This window comes from Brevundimonas sp. GW821-FHT10A07 (genome assembly GCF_059415785.1).
Map to the genome: position 1 here is coordinate 187,319 of NZ_JBWKNX010000003.1, position 14,046 is coordinate 201,364.

Genomic DNA, 14,046 nt, shown 5'->3' on the forward strand with positions numbered 1-14,046 from the left:
AAATCCCGCAGGTTTCGTGCAACAGGCGTTTGACGCACGCCCCGGCGCCGCTAATGCTCGTGGCATGACACCTCGACAAAGCCAGAACTGGTCGCGTTTCAGCACCTTCCTGCGGACGCCGTCGCTTGTGCGATCCGTCTCGGGTTTGCTGATCCTGGCCTTCGTCCTGCTGCTTACGGTGAATATCTCGACCTTCGTCATGATCCGGCGCACCGCGACGGTGAACGACACGATCGAACATGCACAGCAGATGCGGCGGGCGTCGCGCACCGTCCTGATCTCTATGCTGGACGCCGAGACGGCGCAGCGCGGCTTTCTGCTGACCGGACGGAGCGACTTCCTGCAGCCCTTCGAGGCCGCAAGGGCGGAGCGGGAGCCTGCCCTGAGCTTTCTGGAGCAAGGCGTGGTCGGCGACCCTGTCCTGGAGGAGCCGGTGGCGCGCATACGACGCCTGGCGGACGCCAAGCTTCAAGAAATGGAGGGCACGCTGGCCCTGGCGCGCGCGGGTCGCATAGGGCAGGCGATCCAGTCCGTGCGCTCCGGCGAAGGCAAGCGCTACATGGACGAGCTGCGCGTGGCCATCGACGACTTCGACGCCCTCAAGTCCGCCCGCATCGCCGACCGCACCCATGCCTCCGAGCGATCCGCCTTCGTCACGGTGTTGATGAACGCCATGACCGGCCTTCTGGTGCTGATTCTGGCCCTGCTGTCGGCCTGGATGGTGCGTCGCTACGTCGGCGAGATCCAGAGGGCGCGCGAGGAACTGGATGCGGTGAACGCCGGCCTGGAGGACACGGTCCGCGACCGCACCGCCGCCCTGACCCGCGCCAACGACGAGATCCAGCGGTTCGCCTATATCGTCAGCCACGATCTGCGCGCGCCCCTGGTCAATGTCATGGGTTACACCTCCGAACTGGAGCAGGCGGGCAAGGTGATCGATGCGGCGATCCGCGAGGCGGAGGCCGAAGGCCCTGTCAGCGCCGACGTCGTCACGGCCGTGCGCGAGGACATGCCGGAGGCCCTCGGCTTCATCCGGGCCTCCACGGAAAAGATGGACCGGCTGATCAACGCCATCCTGAAACTGTCGCGCGAGGGGCGGCGCAATCTGGCGCCGGAGCCGCTGGACATGACCGCCATGGCCCAGAACATCGCCGACAGCGTCCACCATCAGACCGAGGCCTCCGGCGCACGGATCGTCGTCGAAAGCCTGCCGCCGATCGAGAGCGACCGTCTGTCGATGGAACAGATCCTGGGCAATCTGATCGACAACGCCGTCAAATATCTGGACGCCGGCCGGCCGGGCGAGATCGTCGTCTCGGGGGAAGAGGTCCCCGGCGGCTGGATCGTCTATCGGGTCGCCGACAATGGACGCGGCGTCGCGCCCAGGGACCATGAACGAATCTTCGAACTGTTCCGTCGTTCGGGCAAGCAGGACCGCGCCGGGGAGGGGCTGGGCCTGGCCTTCGTGCGCAACAGCGTGCGCAGGATCGGCGGGGTCATCGATCTGGAGTCCGAGCTTGGCAAGGGCTCGACTTTCCTTCTGAAATTCCCCAAACGACTGATCCTGTCGGAACCCGGAGGCGTGCTGTGACGCAACCCGTCAAAATCATCATGGTCGAAGACGACCACGGTCATGCCAAACTGATCGAGAAGAATATTCGCCGTGCGAATATTAGCAACGAGATCAAGCATTTCGACGAAGGCGGCGCGGCGCTCGACTATCTGTTCAGTGCGGAAATCCTGGCCAACGGCCCGCTGCTGATCCTGCTGGACCTGAACCTGCCGGATATGTCGGGTACCGACATTCTGGAGAAGGTGAAATCCGACGACCGGCTGAAGCGCGCGCCCGTCGTGGTTCTGACGACCACGGACGATAAGGTCGAAATCCAGCGCTGCTACGATCTGGGCTGCAACGTCTACATCACCAAGCCGGTCGATTATGAATCCTTCGCCGGCGCGATCCGCCAACTGGGTCTGTTCCTGTCGGTGATGCAGGCCCCGGAGATCGAGTGATCGCAATCTCCGGCGCCATTCGACTGCTCTATATCGACGATGACCGCGGGCTGTCGCGGCTGGTCGAGAAGGAGTTGAGCCGCCACGGCTTCGCCGTCACCTGCGCGCCCGATGGTGACGCCGGGCTGGCGCTGCTTGCGGCCCATGAATACGACGTCTGCGCCCTGGACCACTATATGCCCAGTCGCGACGGGCTGGACGTTCTGCCGGACATCCTGACCCTGAACGCGCCGCCTCCGGTCGTTTACGTGACCGGCGCCCAGGAGGGCCGGATCGCTGTGGCCGCCCTGCGTGCGGGCGCTGCGGATTATGTCATCAAGGACGTGTCGGAAGACTTCACCTCCCTGTTGCGGTCGGCCCTGGAAGACGCCGTTCTGCGTCGCCGGCTGCAGCGTGAGAACGACATCGCGCAGGAGGAAGTCCGTCTGGCCCGTGACCGTGCCGAGGCCATGTTGCGCGAGGTCAATCACCGGGTCGGCAATTCGCTGCAACTGGTGTCCAGCTTCATGTCCCTGCAGATGCGCCAGATCACCGACGAGGGCGCGCGCGAGGCCTTGCGGGAATGCCAGGCGCGGATCGAGGCCGTGGCCCACGTCCATCGCCGCCTCTACACCTCGGGCGACATGAGCCGGGTGGCCATGGACGAATATCTCGAAGGCCTGATGCACGAACTGTCCAAGTCCGTCGGTCCGGGCGAAGGCTCGCCGCGCCTGGTCGTGGACGCCGCGCCGATGTGGGTGACGACGGATCAGGCCGTGTCCCTGGGCGTCGTCGTCGCCGAACTGGTCACCAACGCCGTGAAATACGCCTATCTGCCGGGCCAGGGCGGCGAAATCCGCATCAAGCTGCAGCCCGAGGGCGAACATCGCGCCATATTGACGGTCGAGGACGACGGTCCGGGCCTGGGCGACGGCGCGCCCAAGGGCACGGGCCTGGGCGGCAAGATCATCTCGGCCATGGCCTCGGGACTGCGTTCGGCCGTCGAGTTCGACGCCGCCCACAAGGGCGTGCGCGCCCGGCTGGCCTTCGACCTCTAGGGTCAGTTTAGTCATGCTTCAGTTCGGCGTTCGCAATCCTGCAATCGACTACCGCCACCGGGCGACGGCGTTCGGCGTCGTCGAACGCGACGGCCTGATCGCCTGCGTGCGGGTCGAGCGGACGACCGGAGCCTATTTCGACCTGCCCGGCGGGGCCGTGGACGGGGACGAGAGCGAGGTTCAGGCCCTGGTGCGAGAATTCGTCGAGGAGACCGGCCTGGACGTCAAGCCGCTGAACCGCATCGCCGAGGCGGGCCAGTATCACCTGAAAAGCAATGGCGAGCCGCTGTGCAACATCGGCGGTTTCTGGACCGGCGTGGTCACGGGCGAAAATCCTGACGCCAAATGCGAGGACGATCACACTCTGGTCTGGCTGGACCCGACCGTCGCCCTGTCGCGCCTGCGGCACGACGCTCACGCCTGGGCGGTGGCGGTCTGGCTGCGTCGCGCAAGCTGAGCCTTACGGAACAAGCCTCGCGGCCATCCCGTTCTTCCTGCACGTCGCGGCGCTATGACAGCGCCGCTCGAAAAGGAGAATTCTCATGGCTGATCAAGACCGTATCGAAGGCTCCGCCAAGAACATGGGCGGCAAGATCAAGGAAGGCGCGGGCAAGCTGACCGGCGATTCCAAGCTGCAGGCCGAAGGCAAGGCCGATCAGGTCGAGGGCAAGGTCCAGAACGCCGTCGGCGGCGTGAAGGACAGCTTGAAAGACGACAAGTAAGCCTTACCCCGATCCGTCACCGCCCGAACGCCGTCCGCGAAAGCGGGCGGCGTTTCGGTTTGGGCGGACCCTGTTTTCAGTCGTCCTTGCCGCCCCAAAGACGTAGCGACAGACCCTTGTTTTTGGCCTCATCGACCGGCCGGCACTCGGAGCTGAAACCGCCTTCGACGGGACGGGGGCGACAATCCATTTCCTGCGGGGTGGACGACGCAGCGGGCGTCCGCGACTGCGGCCCGCATTGCAGGCCATAGGGCGATCCGCGCTCCGTCGCCTGCGTCATCTGGCAATCGCCCGCCATGCCGACGGGTCGCAACGCATCCGGCAAATCCTCACCCAGGGCCAAGGCGAGTTGTCCACGCACCTCGGCCTGACAGTCCTCCAGCGTCCTGGCGCCGCGCAGTTGGGGGCTGCAGCGCGCCCGCTCATAGCCGAAGGGATCCGCCAGGCCCCATTCCGGCACCGTATGTCGGGGCGCCGCGACCGGCGTCTCCGCAGCGGTCTCGGCGGCGGGCGCTTCCCACACGACGGAGGGGGCGGTCTGTTGCAGCAACAGCAGGGCGAAGGCGGCGGCGATCATCGGTCAGGCCCTTCGTAATGGGGCGCGTTCGCTTCGAACGCGAAATCTACCTTGTCAGCGCCCGCATCGCCTTGTCGAGGCCTTCCAGCGTCAGGGGGAACATCCGCTCGTCCATCACCTCGCGCAGCAGGCCGACCGAGGCGGTGTAGCTCCAGTATCGTTCCTGCACCGGGTTCAGCCAGATCGACTTTTCCCACTGTTGACGGGCGCGTTTCATCCAGACCGCGCCGGCCTCCTCGTTCCAGTGCTCGACCGAGCCGCCCGGCATGGTGATCTCATAGGGCGACATGGTCGCGTCGCCGACAAAGATGGCCCGCCAGTCCCCAGGATATTTGTTCAGCAGGTCCCAGGTCGCAATCCGCTCGGTGTGACGCCGCCGGTTGTCCTTCCAGACGCCTTCGTAGAGGCAGTTGTGGAAGTAGAAGAACTCCAGGTTCTTGAACTCGGTCTTGGCCGCCGAGAACAGTTCCTCGACCATCTTTATGTGGCCGTCCATCGAGCCGCCGATGTCGAGGAACAGCAGGACCTTGATCGTGTTGCGCCGCTCGGGCCGCATCTGGATGTCCAGCCAGCCCTGGCGTGCCGTGCCGTCGATGGTGCCGTCGATGTCCAGTTCTTCCGCCGCACCCTCGCGCGCGAACCGGCGCAGGCGGCGCAAGGCCACCTTGATGTTGCGGGTGCCCAGTTCGACCGTGTCGTCAAGGTTCCGGAATTCGCGCTTCTCCCACACCTTGACCGCCCGGCCATGCTTGCCCGGCCCGCCGATCCGCACCCCCTCAGGATTATAGCCGCCGTGACCAAAGGGGCTGGTCCCGCCTGTGCCGATCCATTTCGAGCCGCCGGAATGGCGTTCCTTCTGCTCCTCCAGCCGCTGTTTCAGCGTCTCCATCAGCTTGTCGAACCCACCCAGCGCCTCGATCTGCGCCTTCTCCTCGTCGGTCAGGTATTTCGCGTTCAGCAGCCGCAGCCAGTCCTCGGGGATGTCGGTGGTCAGATCCTCGCCCGCGCCGACCGATTCCACGCCCTTGAACACGGTCCCGAACACCTGGTCGAACCGGTCATAGTGTTTCTCGTCCTTGACCAGCACCGCGCGCGACAGGTGATAGAAGGCCTCGATCTCGCGCCCCGCCAGATCGCGATCCATGGCCTCCATCAGATGGAGCCATTCCTTCATCGACACCGGAACCTTGGCGTCGCGCAGGGCGGTGAAGAAGGGCAGGAGCATCAGATGTCGCTCAGGCTGCGAAGCGCCGGGTCCAGTTCTGGCAAGCTTACGCTGGCGATCAGCCATAGAACGTCCGGCTTCAGCGTCTCATAACTGTGCGCCACACGATTCCGCAGATTGACGATGTCGGGCCACGGAATGTCTGGGAGGCGCGTCTTTATGCCGTCGCTCAGGAAGCGTGCGCATTCTCCCGTCCGCAACAGGTTCATGCAGACGGCGTCATAAACCAGCGTCTGACGCATGAAGCCCTCCCGGCCTTCAGACGCGATGTAGAAATTTACACGACCGGCGGCGTCCAGGATTTCCGCGATCAGGTTCGCGTCGGCTTCGTCAGACAAGGATCAGGTCTTTCTCGACCTTCGTTCTGACATAGGGCCGCATGACTTCCCAGGAACAGAACTCGACCGGCGTCTCCAGTCTTTCCGCCAGCAGGCGTTCCGTGGTCAGAAACTCGATGCCCATGGGCCTGGAAGTATCCACCAGCAGGTCCACGTCGCTGTCGGGTCCCGCCTCGTCGCGGGCGTAGCTGCCGAACAGGCGCAGGTTCACGATGCCCTGCTCCTCGAGCCAGGGCTTCAGCTCACGCAGCTTTTCCAGCAGTTCGGCGCGGGTCATGCCCGCACCATAGTCTATCCGCGTCGCAAGATGAACTCGTGGTCGCGCCAGGCGCCGACCGGGTATTCGTATTCGCCCGCCTTCTCGAACCCATAGGCGGCGTACAGACGCTGGGCCTTTTCATTTCCGCTCCAGACGCCGATCCAAAGCGGCCCCTGGTTATGGGCCTCCATCCAGTCCAGCGACAGGGTCAGCAGTTTCGTGCCCAGGCCCAGGCCTTGTGCGGCCTTCGACACATAGAGGCGGCGCAACTCCATGTGCTCCGGGCGCGCCTCGGGGTGGGGCAGGCCGTTGGGACCCGCGTTGGCGAAGGCCAGCAGGGCGCCGTCCCGCTCGGCCACCCACCAGGCGCAGCCGGGTTCGGTCAGCTTCTTTCGCGTCGGCTCGGGGTCGAAACTGGCGTCCAGGAAGGCCTTCAGGTCCATCTCTGGATAGGGGATGGCGAATCCGGTCACGAAGGTGTCGATGAAGGTCCGGCGACCTAGGGCGCCCAGGGGTTCGGCGTCTTCGAGGCGGGCAGGGCGGATCAGAGTCTCGGTCATGATCCGGCTCTACAATGGGGCGAGGCGCGCGTCACCGCCGACAGGCGGCGCGCAGACATGTTCGGGCAAGGTTGTGTCCGCGCTCGAGGGCGGTTACGACCTTGAAGGACTAGGCCGCTCTGCGGTCGCACATGTCGCCGCGCTCGGGGAGGAATAGGACGTATAACGCCTTGAAACTTAAGGCCCGTCCGATCGCCATGTCATCCCCCGCCCTGTCCCTCGATTCGACCGAAGACTCTGTCGCCCAGCCGGCCGGCGGATCTGCGTCCCGCGCCTTGGCCGGCATGCGGCCGGGCGCCATCACCCTGACGCGCCACGGCGAGCCGGCCCTGTCGCGCAAATGCCTGATCACCGCGCGTCAGTACGGCGACTGGTGGGCCAAATACGAGATCGGCGGCCTGCTGGCCGGCCAGACTCCGCCGCCCGAGCTGGTCGCCACGGCCCAGGGCGCCGGCGCCATCTACGCCTCGACCCGCCAGCGCGCCCAGGAGACCGCCGCCGCCGCCGCCGCGGGGCGTGAGGTCATGTCGGACGTCCTGTTCATCGAGGCGCCCCTGCCGCCGCCGCCAATTCCCGACTGGATCAAGCTGTCGCCGAAATGGTGGGGCGTGGTGTCGCGCTTCTGGTGGCACGCCTTCGACCACCACGGCGGCCAGGAAACCCGCGCCGAGGCCGAGGCCCGCGCCGAACAGGCGGCGCGCAAGCTGATCGCCCGCGCCGAAACCGGCCAGGACGTGCTGGTCTTCGCCCACGGCTATTTCAATCACATGGTCGGCGCCCGTCTGAAGGCCGACGGCTGGAAACTGGTGCATAACCAGGGCTTCAAATACTGGTCCCAGCGCCGATACGAGAAGCGATAGCCGCATCCACCGTTGATGCAGGCTTCGACCCCCTCTAGGGTCCGCGCCATGACCGATACCGCCGCCGCCATCCCCGCCGACCTCAGCTTCGAAGACGCCCTGCAGCGCCTGGAGACCATCGTGTCACGCCTGGAATCAGGCCAGGCGCCGTTGGAGGAATCCATCGCCCTGTACGAAGAGGGCGCTCGGCTGAAGGCCCATTGCGAGGCCCGTCTGAAGGCGGCCCAACTGCGCGTCGAGAAGATCGTCGTCGGACCCGACGGCCAGGCCAAGGGCGTCGAGGCGGCGTCGTTCGAATGACCCCGACCATCGCCTTCGACGACTTCATGAAGGTCGATATTCGCGTCGGCCGGATCGTCAAGGCCGAGCCGTTTCCTGAGGCGCGCAAGCCGGCGTTCAAGCTCCAGATCGATTTCGGTCCCGAGATCGGCGTCAAGAAATCCTCGGCCCAGATCACCCGCCACTTCACGCTGGAAGAACTGGAAGGCCGCAAGGTCGCCGCCGTCGTCAACTTTCCGCCGCGCCAGATCGGGCCGGTGAAGTCCGAGGTGCTGACACTCGGCTTTCCCGATGCGGACGGCGAGGTGGTGCTGGTCGGGGTGGACCGCGACCTGCCGCTGGGCGGGCGACTGTTTTGACCCCTATGCTCGCCGCCAATTCGCCCGAACAGGCCGTGATCGACCGGGTGGCCGAGGTCGCCGATCTGGTCACGGTCGCGCTGGACCAGTTGTTGCCGCGCGCCGACGGACCGGAAGCCCGCCTGACCGAGGCCATGCGTTACGCGGCCCTGGGCCCCGGCAAACGGCTGCGCCCCTTCTTCGCGCTTGAGGCCGCGCGCCTGTTCAATATCGACGAACGGTCGGTGCTGCGCGCCGCCTGCGCCCTGGAATGTGTTCACGCCTACAGCCTGGTGCACGACGACCTGCCGTGCATGGACGACGATGACATGCGGCGCGGCCGCCCCACCGTCCACCGCGCCTATGACGAGGCCACGGCGGTCCTGGCCGGCGACGCGCTTCAGACGGCGGCCTTCGACATCATCCTGCACGAGGACACCCACGAGGACGCGGTCGTGCGGTGCGAACTGGCGGCGCGGCTGTCGATGGCCTCGGGCGCGCGGGGCATGGCCGGCGGTCAGATGATCGACCTGCTGGGCGTGCGCGACGATCTGGGCGGCGTCGCCCGGATGCAGCGGCTGAAGACCGGCGCCCTGTTCGCCTACGCTTTCGAGATTCCGCTGATCATCGCCGAGGCCTCGGCCCAGCACCAGCACGCCCTGATCAGCTTCGCTCACGATGTCGGCCTGGCCTATCAGATCGTCGATGATCTTCTGGATGCGGAAGGTTCGGCCGAAGAAATGGGCAAGGCCGCCGGCGGCAAGGACGCCGCCCTGGGCAAGACCAATTTCGTCACCCTGCTGGGGCTCGAGGCGGCGCGACAGAGGGTCGCGCACCTGTCTGACCAGGCCAGGGCTCACCTGGAGTCGTTCGGGCACGAGGCGGAAATCCTCAAGGCGAGCGTGGACTTTGTGCTAAAGCGCCGGTCCTGATACGAAACATTGATCTCCCCCAGGGGTTGATTGATCAGACTTTCAAGGTTTTCCCGGCTGATGCCCGACACCCCGCTTCTCGACACCGTCAAGTTTCCCGCCGACATGCGGGGCTTCGACATCGCCCAGCTGAAACAGCTGGCGCAAGAAGTGCGGGCCGAGACCATCGACGCGGTGTCGGTGACGGGCGGCCACCTGGGCGCGGGTCTGGGCGTGGTCGAGCTGACTACGGCGCTGCATCATGTGTTCGAGACGCCCAAGGACATCCTGATCTGGGACGTCGGCCACCAGTGCTATCCGCACAAGATCCTGACCGGCCGTCGCGACCGCATCCGCACCCTGCGTCAGCCCGGCGGCCTGTCGGGCTTCACCAAGCGCAGCGAGAGCGAATACGACCCCTTCGGCGCCGCCCACGCCTCGACCTCGATCAGCGCCGCCCTCGGCTTCGCCGCTGCACGCGACCAGAAGGGCGAGAAGAACAAGGTCGTGGCGGTCATCGGCGACGGCTCCATGTCGGCCGGCATGGCCTATGAGGCGATGAACAACGCCGCCGAGGCGACCAATGGCCAGCTGATGGTCATCCTGAACGACAACGACATGTCCATCGCCCCGCCGGTCGGGGGCATGAGCGCCTATCTGGCCGGTCTGGTGTCGGGCGGCGCCTATCAGAACGTCCGCCGCCTGGGCCGTTCGGTCGCCCAGCACCTGCCGCGCCCCTTCCGCAACGCGGCCAAGAAGGCCGAGGAATACGCCCGCGGCATGGTCACCGGCGGCACCCTGTTCGAGGAACTGGGCTTCTACTACGTCGGCCCCATCGACGGGCACGACATGGAGAATCTGGTCCCGATCCTGAAGAAGGCGGCGGCCATCGAGGACCGGCCGGTCCTGGTCCATGTCGTCACGCAGAAGGGCAAGGGCTACGCCCCGGCCGAGAGCAGCGCCGACAAGCTCCATGCGGTGGTCAAGTTCGACGTGGTCTCGGGCAAACAGGCCAAGTCCGTGTCGAACGCGCCCAGCTACACCAAGGTGTTCGGGACCGAGCTGATCAAGCACGCCGCCCTGGATCCCTCGATCGTGGCCATCACCGCCGCCATGCCCTCGGGCACGGGGTTGGACCTGTTCGGCCAGGCCTTCCCCGACCGCACCTATGACGTCGGCATCGCCGAACAGCACGCCGTCACCTTCGCCGCCGGCCTGGCCGCTGACGGGATGAAGCCGGTCTGCGCCATCTATTCCACCTTCCTTCAGCGCGGCTATGACCAGGTGGTCCATGACGTGGCCATCCAGTCGCTGCCGGTGCGGTTCGCCATGGACCGGGCCGGTCTGGTGGGCGCAGACGGCGCGACCCACGCCGGGTCGTTCGACATCGGCTTCATGGGCGCCTTGCCCGGCATGGTGCTGATGGCCGCCGCCGATGAGGCCGAACTGGCGGGCATGATCTCGACCAGCCTGGCCATCGACGACCGCCCCAGCGCCTTCCGCTATCCGCGCGGCGACGGCGTCGGGGTCGATATCCCGGAACTGGCCGCCCCGTTCGAGATCGGCCGGGGCCGGATCGTGCGCGAGGGGACCTCGGTCGCCATCCTGTCCCTGGGCACCCGCTTGCAGGAATCGCTGAAGGCCGCCGATCTGCTGGCCGCCCGGGGCGTGTCCGCCACCGTCGCCGACGCCCGCTTCGCCAAGCCGCTGGACGCCGCCCTGATCCTGCGCCTGGCGCGGGAGCATGAGGCCCTGATCACGGTGGAGGAGGGGGCCATGGGCGGCTTCGGCGCCTTCGTGCTGCAACTGCTCGCCGAGAAGGGCGCGCTGGATCGCGGCCTCAAGGTCCGCACCCTGAACCTGCCCGACGTCTTCCAGGATCAGGACGCCCCGGCCGCCATGTATGCTCTGGCGGGGCTCAACGCGGACCATATCGCCGCCGCCGCCTTGCGCGCGCTGGGCGTCGAGACGGCGCGGGCCGCCCGGGCCTGAGACCCGCAGCATGACCGCCGGCGTGTCTCCCCGGCCGGTCGGGTCGGCCTTCCTGATCGGTTACGCCGTCGCCTATATCGGCGCCTTCATCGGCGTGGCGCCCCTGCTTCAGGTGCTCGCGCCCCTCCACGCCGAGATGATCGACGGTCAGGCCAAGGGGCCGTTGCTCAGCCAGGCCCTGTTCTGGGGCTGTATGGCCGCCGGGCTCGGCAATATCGTCGGCGGCGCCCTTAGCGACCGGACCCGGTCGCGGCACGGCCGGCGGCGGCCGTGGATCGTGGTCGGCGCGGTGCTGACGGTCGGCAGCTACGCCGCCATCCAGCAGTCCTCGACCCCGCTGGGCCTGGTGCTGGGCCTGGTCGCTTTCCAGCTGACCTTCAATATCCTGCTGGCCCCTCTGATCGCCCTGTTCGCGGACCGGGTGCCCGAGAACCGGCGCAGCGCCATGTCCGCGGTCATGGGCATGGGCTATCCTCTGGCCGCCATGATCGGTTCGGTCGTGATGGCCTGGGGGCCGCAGGGCGAGGTCGCGCGGTTCGCGACCCTGGCCGCCGTTGTTCTGGCGGCGACCGTGCCCTTCGCCCTGCTGTCGCGCGAGGATCCGGCGCCCGCCGACCGGGTGCGGGCGCCCTTGTCAGGGTTTTCTCTGCACAGCCTGCTGCACCCCTTCGCCGTTCGCGACTTCACCCTGGCCTGGACCTATCGGTTCCTGGTGGTGACCGGCTATTCGCTGGTGGCCTTCTATCTGCTCTTCTACATCGCCGACGCCATCGGCTTTCCGATCCTGTTTCCCGGCCGCTCGGCCGAGGCCGGCCATTCGCTGCTGACCGCCATCGCCGTCGTGGGCGTGGTCGGGGTCAGCACCGTCGTCGCCATGGGCGGCTCGCGGATCACGCGGCGCAAGCCGCTCGCCATCGCCGGCGGGGTGCTGCTGGCCATCGCGGCGGCTGTGCTGGCGACCACCCAGGACTGGACCACCGTGGTCGTCGCCTTCGCCCTCTATGGCGTGGGCCAGGGCTGCTATGGCGCGATCGACATCGCCCTGATGACCGACGTCCTGCCCTCGGTCGAGGACCGGGGCAAGGACCTGGGCCTGATCAATCTGGCCGTGACCCTGCCCCAGGCGATCGCGCCCCTGATCGCCCTGGTCCTGCTGGAGAACCTGGGTCTGGACTTCCGCAGCCTGTTCCTGGCCGCCGCCGCCTGTTTCGGCGGGGCGACCCTGGCGGTGGCCTCGATCAGGCGGGTTCGGTGACGTCTTCCAGCGGACCCAGACCGGTCGCGGTCTGAGCCAACCGATAGCGTTTCACCGTCTTGTTCTGATACGGCTTGGCCAGGATGGTCGAGACGGCGCGCAGTTCGCCCACCGCCTGATCCCGGTCCAGGGTCAGCAGGACATAGCCCTTGGACGCTTGGTCGCAGAACTTGACCTCGGGATTGGCGGCTTCCAGCGCCAGGCCCAGCGGCAGGCCGCCGACCATGTCGCCGGGAGACGGACTGGAGATGGCCGAGGTCCCGAACTCGACCGCGCGACGCTGGCCGCCGTTGTCATACAGTTCGTTGACCCAGAAGGCGTGGCTGTCGCCGGCCAGGACGATCGGCTCGACGCCCGCCTGTTTCATCGTCTCGTACAGACGCTCGCGACCGGCGGGATAGCCGTCCCAGCTGTCCAGGTTGAACGGCAGGCCCAGCTTGAACAGCTGGATCGCGGCCTCGACCTGGGGCTGGATATCGGCGGGCAGGCTGGCGATCATCTGCGCCACCTGGGCGGGCGGCAGCATCTGTTCGATGTTCGGGCCCTTGACCCGGGCCATGACGACCTGGTTGCCCAGGATCTGCCACGGACGACCGGCGGCCTTGGACTGGCTCATGGCCTCGCCCAGCCAGCGGCGTTGACCCTCGCCCAGCAGGTCGCGCGACGGCTCCTGACGCTGGGCCTCGAAGGCGGCGACGTCCGGGCGGCCGTCGGCGGTCTTGGGGATGTTGGCGAAGTCCATCTGTTCGGCGCGGGCCGTCAGACGGGTTTCGACCATGTGCAGGCTGGCCAGATCGCCGAAGTGGAAGCTGCGGTTGATCGCTTCCTTCATGGCGCCGGCCTTGGCCTCGCGGATCGGCATCCATTCGTAATAGGCGCGCAGGGCCGCCGCCTTGCGCGTGGCGAAGTCGCCTTCGGTCGCCGGCTGATGGTTCTCGGCCCCCATCATCCAGACGTCGTTGGCGACCTCATGGTCGTCCCAGACGCAGATGAAGGCGGCGCGGGCGTGGGCGGCCTGCAGATCGGGATCGGTCTTGTATTGAGCGTGGCGCGTCCGATAGTCGGTCAGGCTGACGATTTCGTGGGGCGGCAGGGGCGCCCGGTTCAGCGGCGCGCCGGTCGCCATGCCGTAGTCGCCCGGCGCCGCGCCGTATTCGTAGATGTAGTCGCCCAGGTGAACGACCGCGTCCAACCGGTCCAGCTGCGAGATGGCCTCATAGGCGTTGAATAGGCCGCCCGGATAGAGCTGGCAGGACACCACGGCCAGGTTCACCTGCGGCGTCGCGCCCTGGGGCAGGGTGCGGACCCGACCCGCGGGCGAGGTCACGCCATTGGCGATGAAGCGATAGAAATACTCCCGACCCGGCTCCAGGCCGCGACCGTGCAGGTCGTGCTTGACGGTGAAGTCGCGCTCGGCCCGGGCGGTCAGGTCGGTGAAGCGACGCACCATGTCGGTGAAGTCGGCGTCCCTGGCCACTTCAAGAACCACCGCAATCACCCCGACCGACGGATCGGTCGGGGTGACGCGGGTCCAGAAGACCGCGGAATGCTGATCCGGATCGCCGCTGGCCACCCCGTGAAGGAAGGCGACCTGACCGGCATGGGCGGTCTGGGCGACGGCGGGCGTCGCCGCCCCCGCGCCGATCAGTCCCAGAAGGCTGCGGCGATCCAGATTCATCG

At 66.9% G+C, this 14,046-nt stretch carries 17 protein-coding genes; 11 read left to right on the forward strand and 6 right to left on the reverse strand.

The window, feature by feature from the left end; all coding sequences use genetic code 11:
• Nucleotides 1–64 precede the first annotated feature (64 nt).
• The 5 genes from AC07NC_RS03860 to AC07NC_RS03880 all read left to right on the forward strand — a co-directional run bounded on the left by AC07NC_RS03860 (nt 65) and on the right by AC07NC_RS03880 (nt 3,772).
• Complete coding sequence (locus AC07NC_RS03860; protein WP_008263096.1) at nt 65–1,591, forward strand: sensor histidine kinase; 1,527 nt, start codon at nt 65–67, stop codon at nt 1,589–1,591.
• Nucleotides 1,588–2,013, forward strand: a complete 426-nt coding sequence (locus AC07NC_RS03865) for a response regulator (protein ID WP_231492442.1) — start codon at nt 1,588–1,590, stop codon at nt 2,011–2,013. The genes AC07NC_RS03860 and AC07NC_RS03865 overlap by 4 nt, the downstream gene beginning before the upstream one ends.
• Entirely contained in the window at nt 2,010–3,050 is a 1,041-nt protein-coding gene (locus AC07NC_RS03870) for a sensor histidine kinase (RefSeq protein WP_494568640.1), read from the forward strand. Before AC07NC_RS03865 ends, AC07NC_RS03870 begins: the two co-directional genes overlap by 4 nt.
• 13 nt (nt 3,051–3,063) lie before the next feature.
• Nucleotides 3,064–3,507 carry an NUDIX domain-containing protein gene (locus AC07NC_RS03875; RefSeq protein WP_008262403.1) on the forward strand — a complete coding sequence of 148 codons (444 nt, stop codon included), beginning with the start codon at nt 3,064–3,066 and terminating at the stop codon, nt 3,505–3,507.
• A gap of 85 nt (nt 3,508–3,592) precedes the next feature.
• Nucleotides 3,593–3,772, forward strand: coding sequence for a CsbD family protein (locus AC07NC_RS03880; RefSeq protein ID WP_035305613.1), 180 nt, complete (start codon nt 3,593–3,595; stop codon nt 3,770–3,772).
• Nucleotides 3,773–3,848: 76 nt separating this feature from the next.
• On the opposite strand, the gene AC07NC_RS03885 is transcribed toward AC07NC_RS03880, so the two are convergent.
• Genes AC07NC_RS03885 through AC07NC_RS03905 form a run of 5 tightly spaced genes read right to left on the reverse strand, consistent with a single transcriptional unit; the run spans nt 3,849 to nt 6,731 of the window.
• Nucleotides 3,849–4,349 (reverse strand): hypothetical protein, encoded by a 501-nt coding sequence (locus AC07NC_RS03885; RefSeq protein WP_292147760.1) that lies wholly within the window; start codon nt 4,347–4,349, stop codon nt 3,849–3,851.
• 46 nt (nt 4,350–4,395) lie between these two features.
• A complete protein-coding gene (locus AC07NC_RS03890; RefSeq protein ID WP_494568641.1) occupies nt 4,396–5,574 on the reverse strand; it encodes a vWA domain-containing protein in 1,179 nt (392 codons plus the stop codon).
• On the reverse strand, nt 5,574–5,912 hold the full coding sequence (locus tag AC07NC_RS03895; RefSeq protein WP_494568642.1) for a HepT-like ribonuclease domain-containing protein: 339 nt from the start codon (nt 5,910–5,912) through the stop codon (nt 5,574–5,576). Before AC07NC_RS03895 ends, AC07NC_RS03890 begins: the two co-directional genes overlap by 1 nt.
• Nucleotides 5,905–6,189, reverse strand: a complete 285-nt coding sequence (locus tag AC07NC_RS03900) for a nucleotidyltransferase family protein (RefSeq protein ID WP_154725757.1) — start codon at nt 6,187–6,189, stop codon at nt 5,905–5,907. The genes AC07NC_RS03895 and AC07NC_RS03900 overlap by 8 nt, the downstream gene beginning before the upstream one ends.
• 14 nt (nt 6,190–6,203) lie before the next feature.
• Nucleotides 6,204–6,731 carry a GNAT family N-acetyltransferase gene (locus AC07NC_RS03905; protein WP_494568643.1) on the reverse strand — a complete coding sequence of 176 codons (528 nt, stop codon included), beginning with the start codon at nt 6,729–6,731 and terminating at the stop codon, nt 6,204–6,206.
• Nucleotides 6,732–6,928: 197 nt separating this feature from the next.
• Between AC07NC_RS03905 and AC07NC_RS03910 the strand changes: the two genes are divergently transcribed.
• The 6 genes from AC07NC_RS03910 to AC07NC_RS03935 are packed head-to-tail and all read left to right on the forward strand — an operon-like array spanning nt 6,929 to nt 12,366.
• A complete protein-coding gene (locus AC07NC_RS03910; RefSeq protein ID WP_494568644.1) occupies nt 6,929–7,591 on the forward strand; it encodes a histidine phosphatase family protein in 663 nt (220 codons plus the stop codon).
• Nucleotides 7,592–7,639: 48 nt separating this feature from the next.
• Entirely contained in the window at nt 7,640–7,891 is a 252-nt protein-coding gene (locus AC07NC_RS03915) for an exodeoxyribonuclease VII small subunit (RefSeq protein ID WP_035305608.1), read from the forward strand.
• Nucleotides 7,888–8,229 (forward strand): tRNA-binding protein, encoded by a 342-nt coding sequence (locus AC07NC_RS03920; protein ID WP_494568645.1) that lies wholly within the window; start codon nt 7,888–7,890, stop codon nt 8,227–8,229. The genes AC07NC_RS03915 and AC07NC_RS03920 overlap by 4 nt, the downstream gene beginning before the upstream one ends.
• Before the next feature lie 5 nt (nt 8,230–8,234).
• The gene (locus AC07NC_RS03925) at nt 8,235–9,140 is read left to right on the forward strand and encodes a polyprenyl synthetase family protein (protein ID WP_494568661.1); all 906 of its coding nucleotides are present in this window, start codon (nt 8,235–8,237) and stop codon (nt 9,138–9,140) included.
• 57 nt (nt 9,141–9,197) lie between these two features.
• Nucleotides 9,198–11,111, forward strand: coding sequence for a 1-deoxy-D-xylulose-5-phosphate synthase (gene dxs / locus AC07NC_RS03930; protein WP_494568662.1), 1,914 nt, complete (start codon nt 9,198–9,200; stop codon nt 11,109–11,111).
• Nucleotides 11,112–11,121: 10 nt separating this feature from the next.
• Nucleotides 11,122–12,366: an MFS transporter gene (locus tag AC07NC_RS03935; RefSeq protein WP_494568646.1), complete on the forward strand. Its 1,245-nt coding sequence runs from the start codon at nt 11,122–11,124 to the stop codon at nt 12,364–12,366.
• Here AC07NC_RS03935 and AC07NC_RS03940 read toward each other — a convergent pair.
• Complete coding sequence (locus tag AC07NC_RS03940) at nt 12,350–14,044, reverse strand: alkaline phosphatase D family protein (RefSeq protein WP_494568647.1); 1,695 nt, start codon at nt 14,042–14,044, stop codon at nt 12,350–12,352. The two genes, AC07NC_RS03935 and AC07NC_RS03940, sit on opposite strands and share 17 nt — an antisense overlap.
• Nucleotides 14,045–14,046: the final 2 nt, after the last annotated feature.

Excerpts from the sequence above, each read along its gene's own strand:
- AC07NC_RS03860 (WP_008263096.1), top strand. The coding sequence starts at position 65 with ATGACACCTCGACAAAGCCAGAACTGGTCGCGTTTCAGCACCTTCCTG.
- AC07NC_RS03875 (WP_008262403.1), top strand. The coding sequence starts at position 3,064 with ATGCTTCAGTTCGGCGTTCGCAATCCTGCAATCGACTACCGCCACCGG.
- AC07NC_RS03880 (WP_035305613.1), top strand. The coding sequence starts at position 3,593 with ATGGCTGATCAAGACCGTATCGAAGGCTCCGCCAAGAACATGGGCGGC.
- AC07NC_RS03885 (WP_292147760.1), bottom strand. The coding sequence starts at position 4,349 with ATGATCGCCGCCGCCTTCGCCCTGCTGTTGCTGCAACAGACCGCCCCC.
- AC07NC_RS03890 (WP_494568641.1), bottom strand. The coding sequence starts at position 5,574 with ATGCTCCTGCCCTTCTTCACCGCCCTGCGCGACGCCAAGGTTCCGGTG.
- AC07NC_RS03900 (WP_154725757.1), bottom strand. The coding sequence starts at position 6,189 with ATGACCCGCGCCGAACTGCTGGAAAAGCTGCGTGAGCTGAAGCCCTGG.
- AC07NC_RS03905 (WP_494568643.1), bottom strand. The coding sequence starts at position 6,731 with ATGACCGAGACTCTGATCCGCCCTGCCCGCCTCGAAGACGCCGAACCC.
- AC07NC_RS03910 (WP_494568644.1), top strand. The coding sequence starts at position 6,929 with ATGTCATCCCCCGCCCTGTCCCTCGATTCGACCGAAGACTCTGTCGCC.
- AC07NC_RS03915 (WP_035305608.1), top strand. The coding sequence starts at position 7,640 with ATGACCGATACCGCCGCCGCCATCCCCGCCGACCTCAGCTTCGAAGAC.
- AC07NC_RS03920 (WP_494568645.1), top strand. The coding sequence starts at position 7,888 with ATGACCCCGACCATCGCCTTCGACGACTTCATGAAGGTCGATATTCGC.
- AC07NC_RS03925 (WP_494568661.1), top strand. The coding sequence starts at position 8,235 with ATGCTCGCCGCCAATTCGCCCGAACAGGCCGTGATCGACCGGGTGGCC.
- AC07NC_RS03935 (WP_494568646.1), top strand. The coding sequence starts at position 11,122 with ATGACCGCCGGCGTGTCTCCCCGGCCGGTCGGGTCGGCCTTCCTGATC.
- AC07NC_RS03940 (WP_494568647.1), bottom strand. The coding sequence starts at position 14,044 with ATGAATCTGGATCGCCGCAGCCTTCTGGGACTGATCGGCGCGGGGGCG.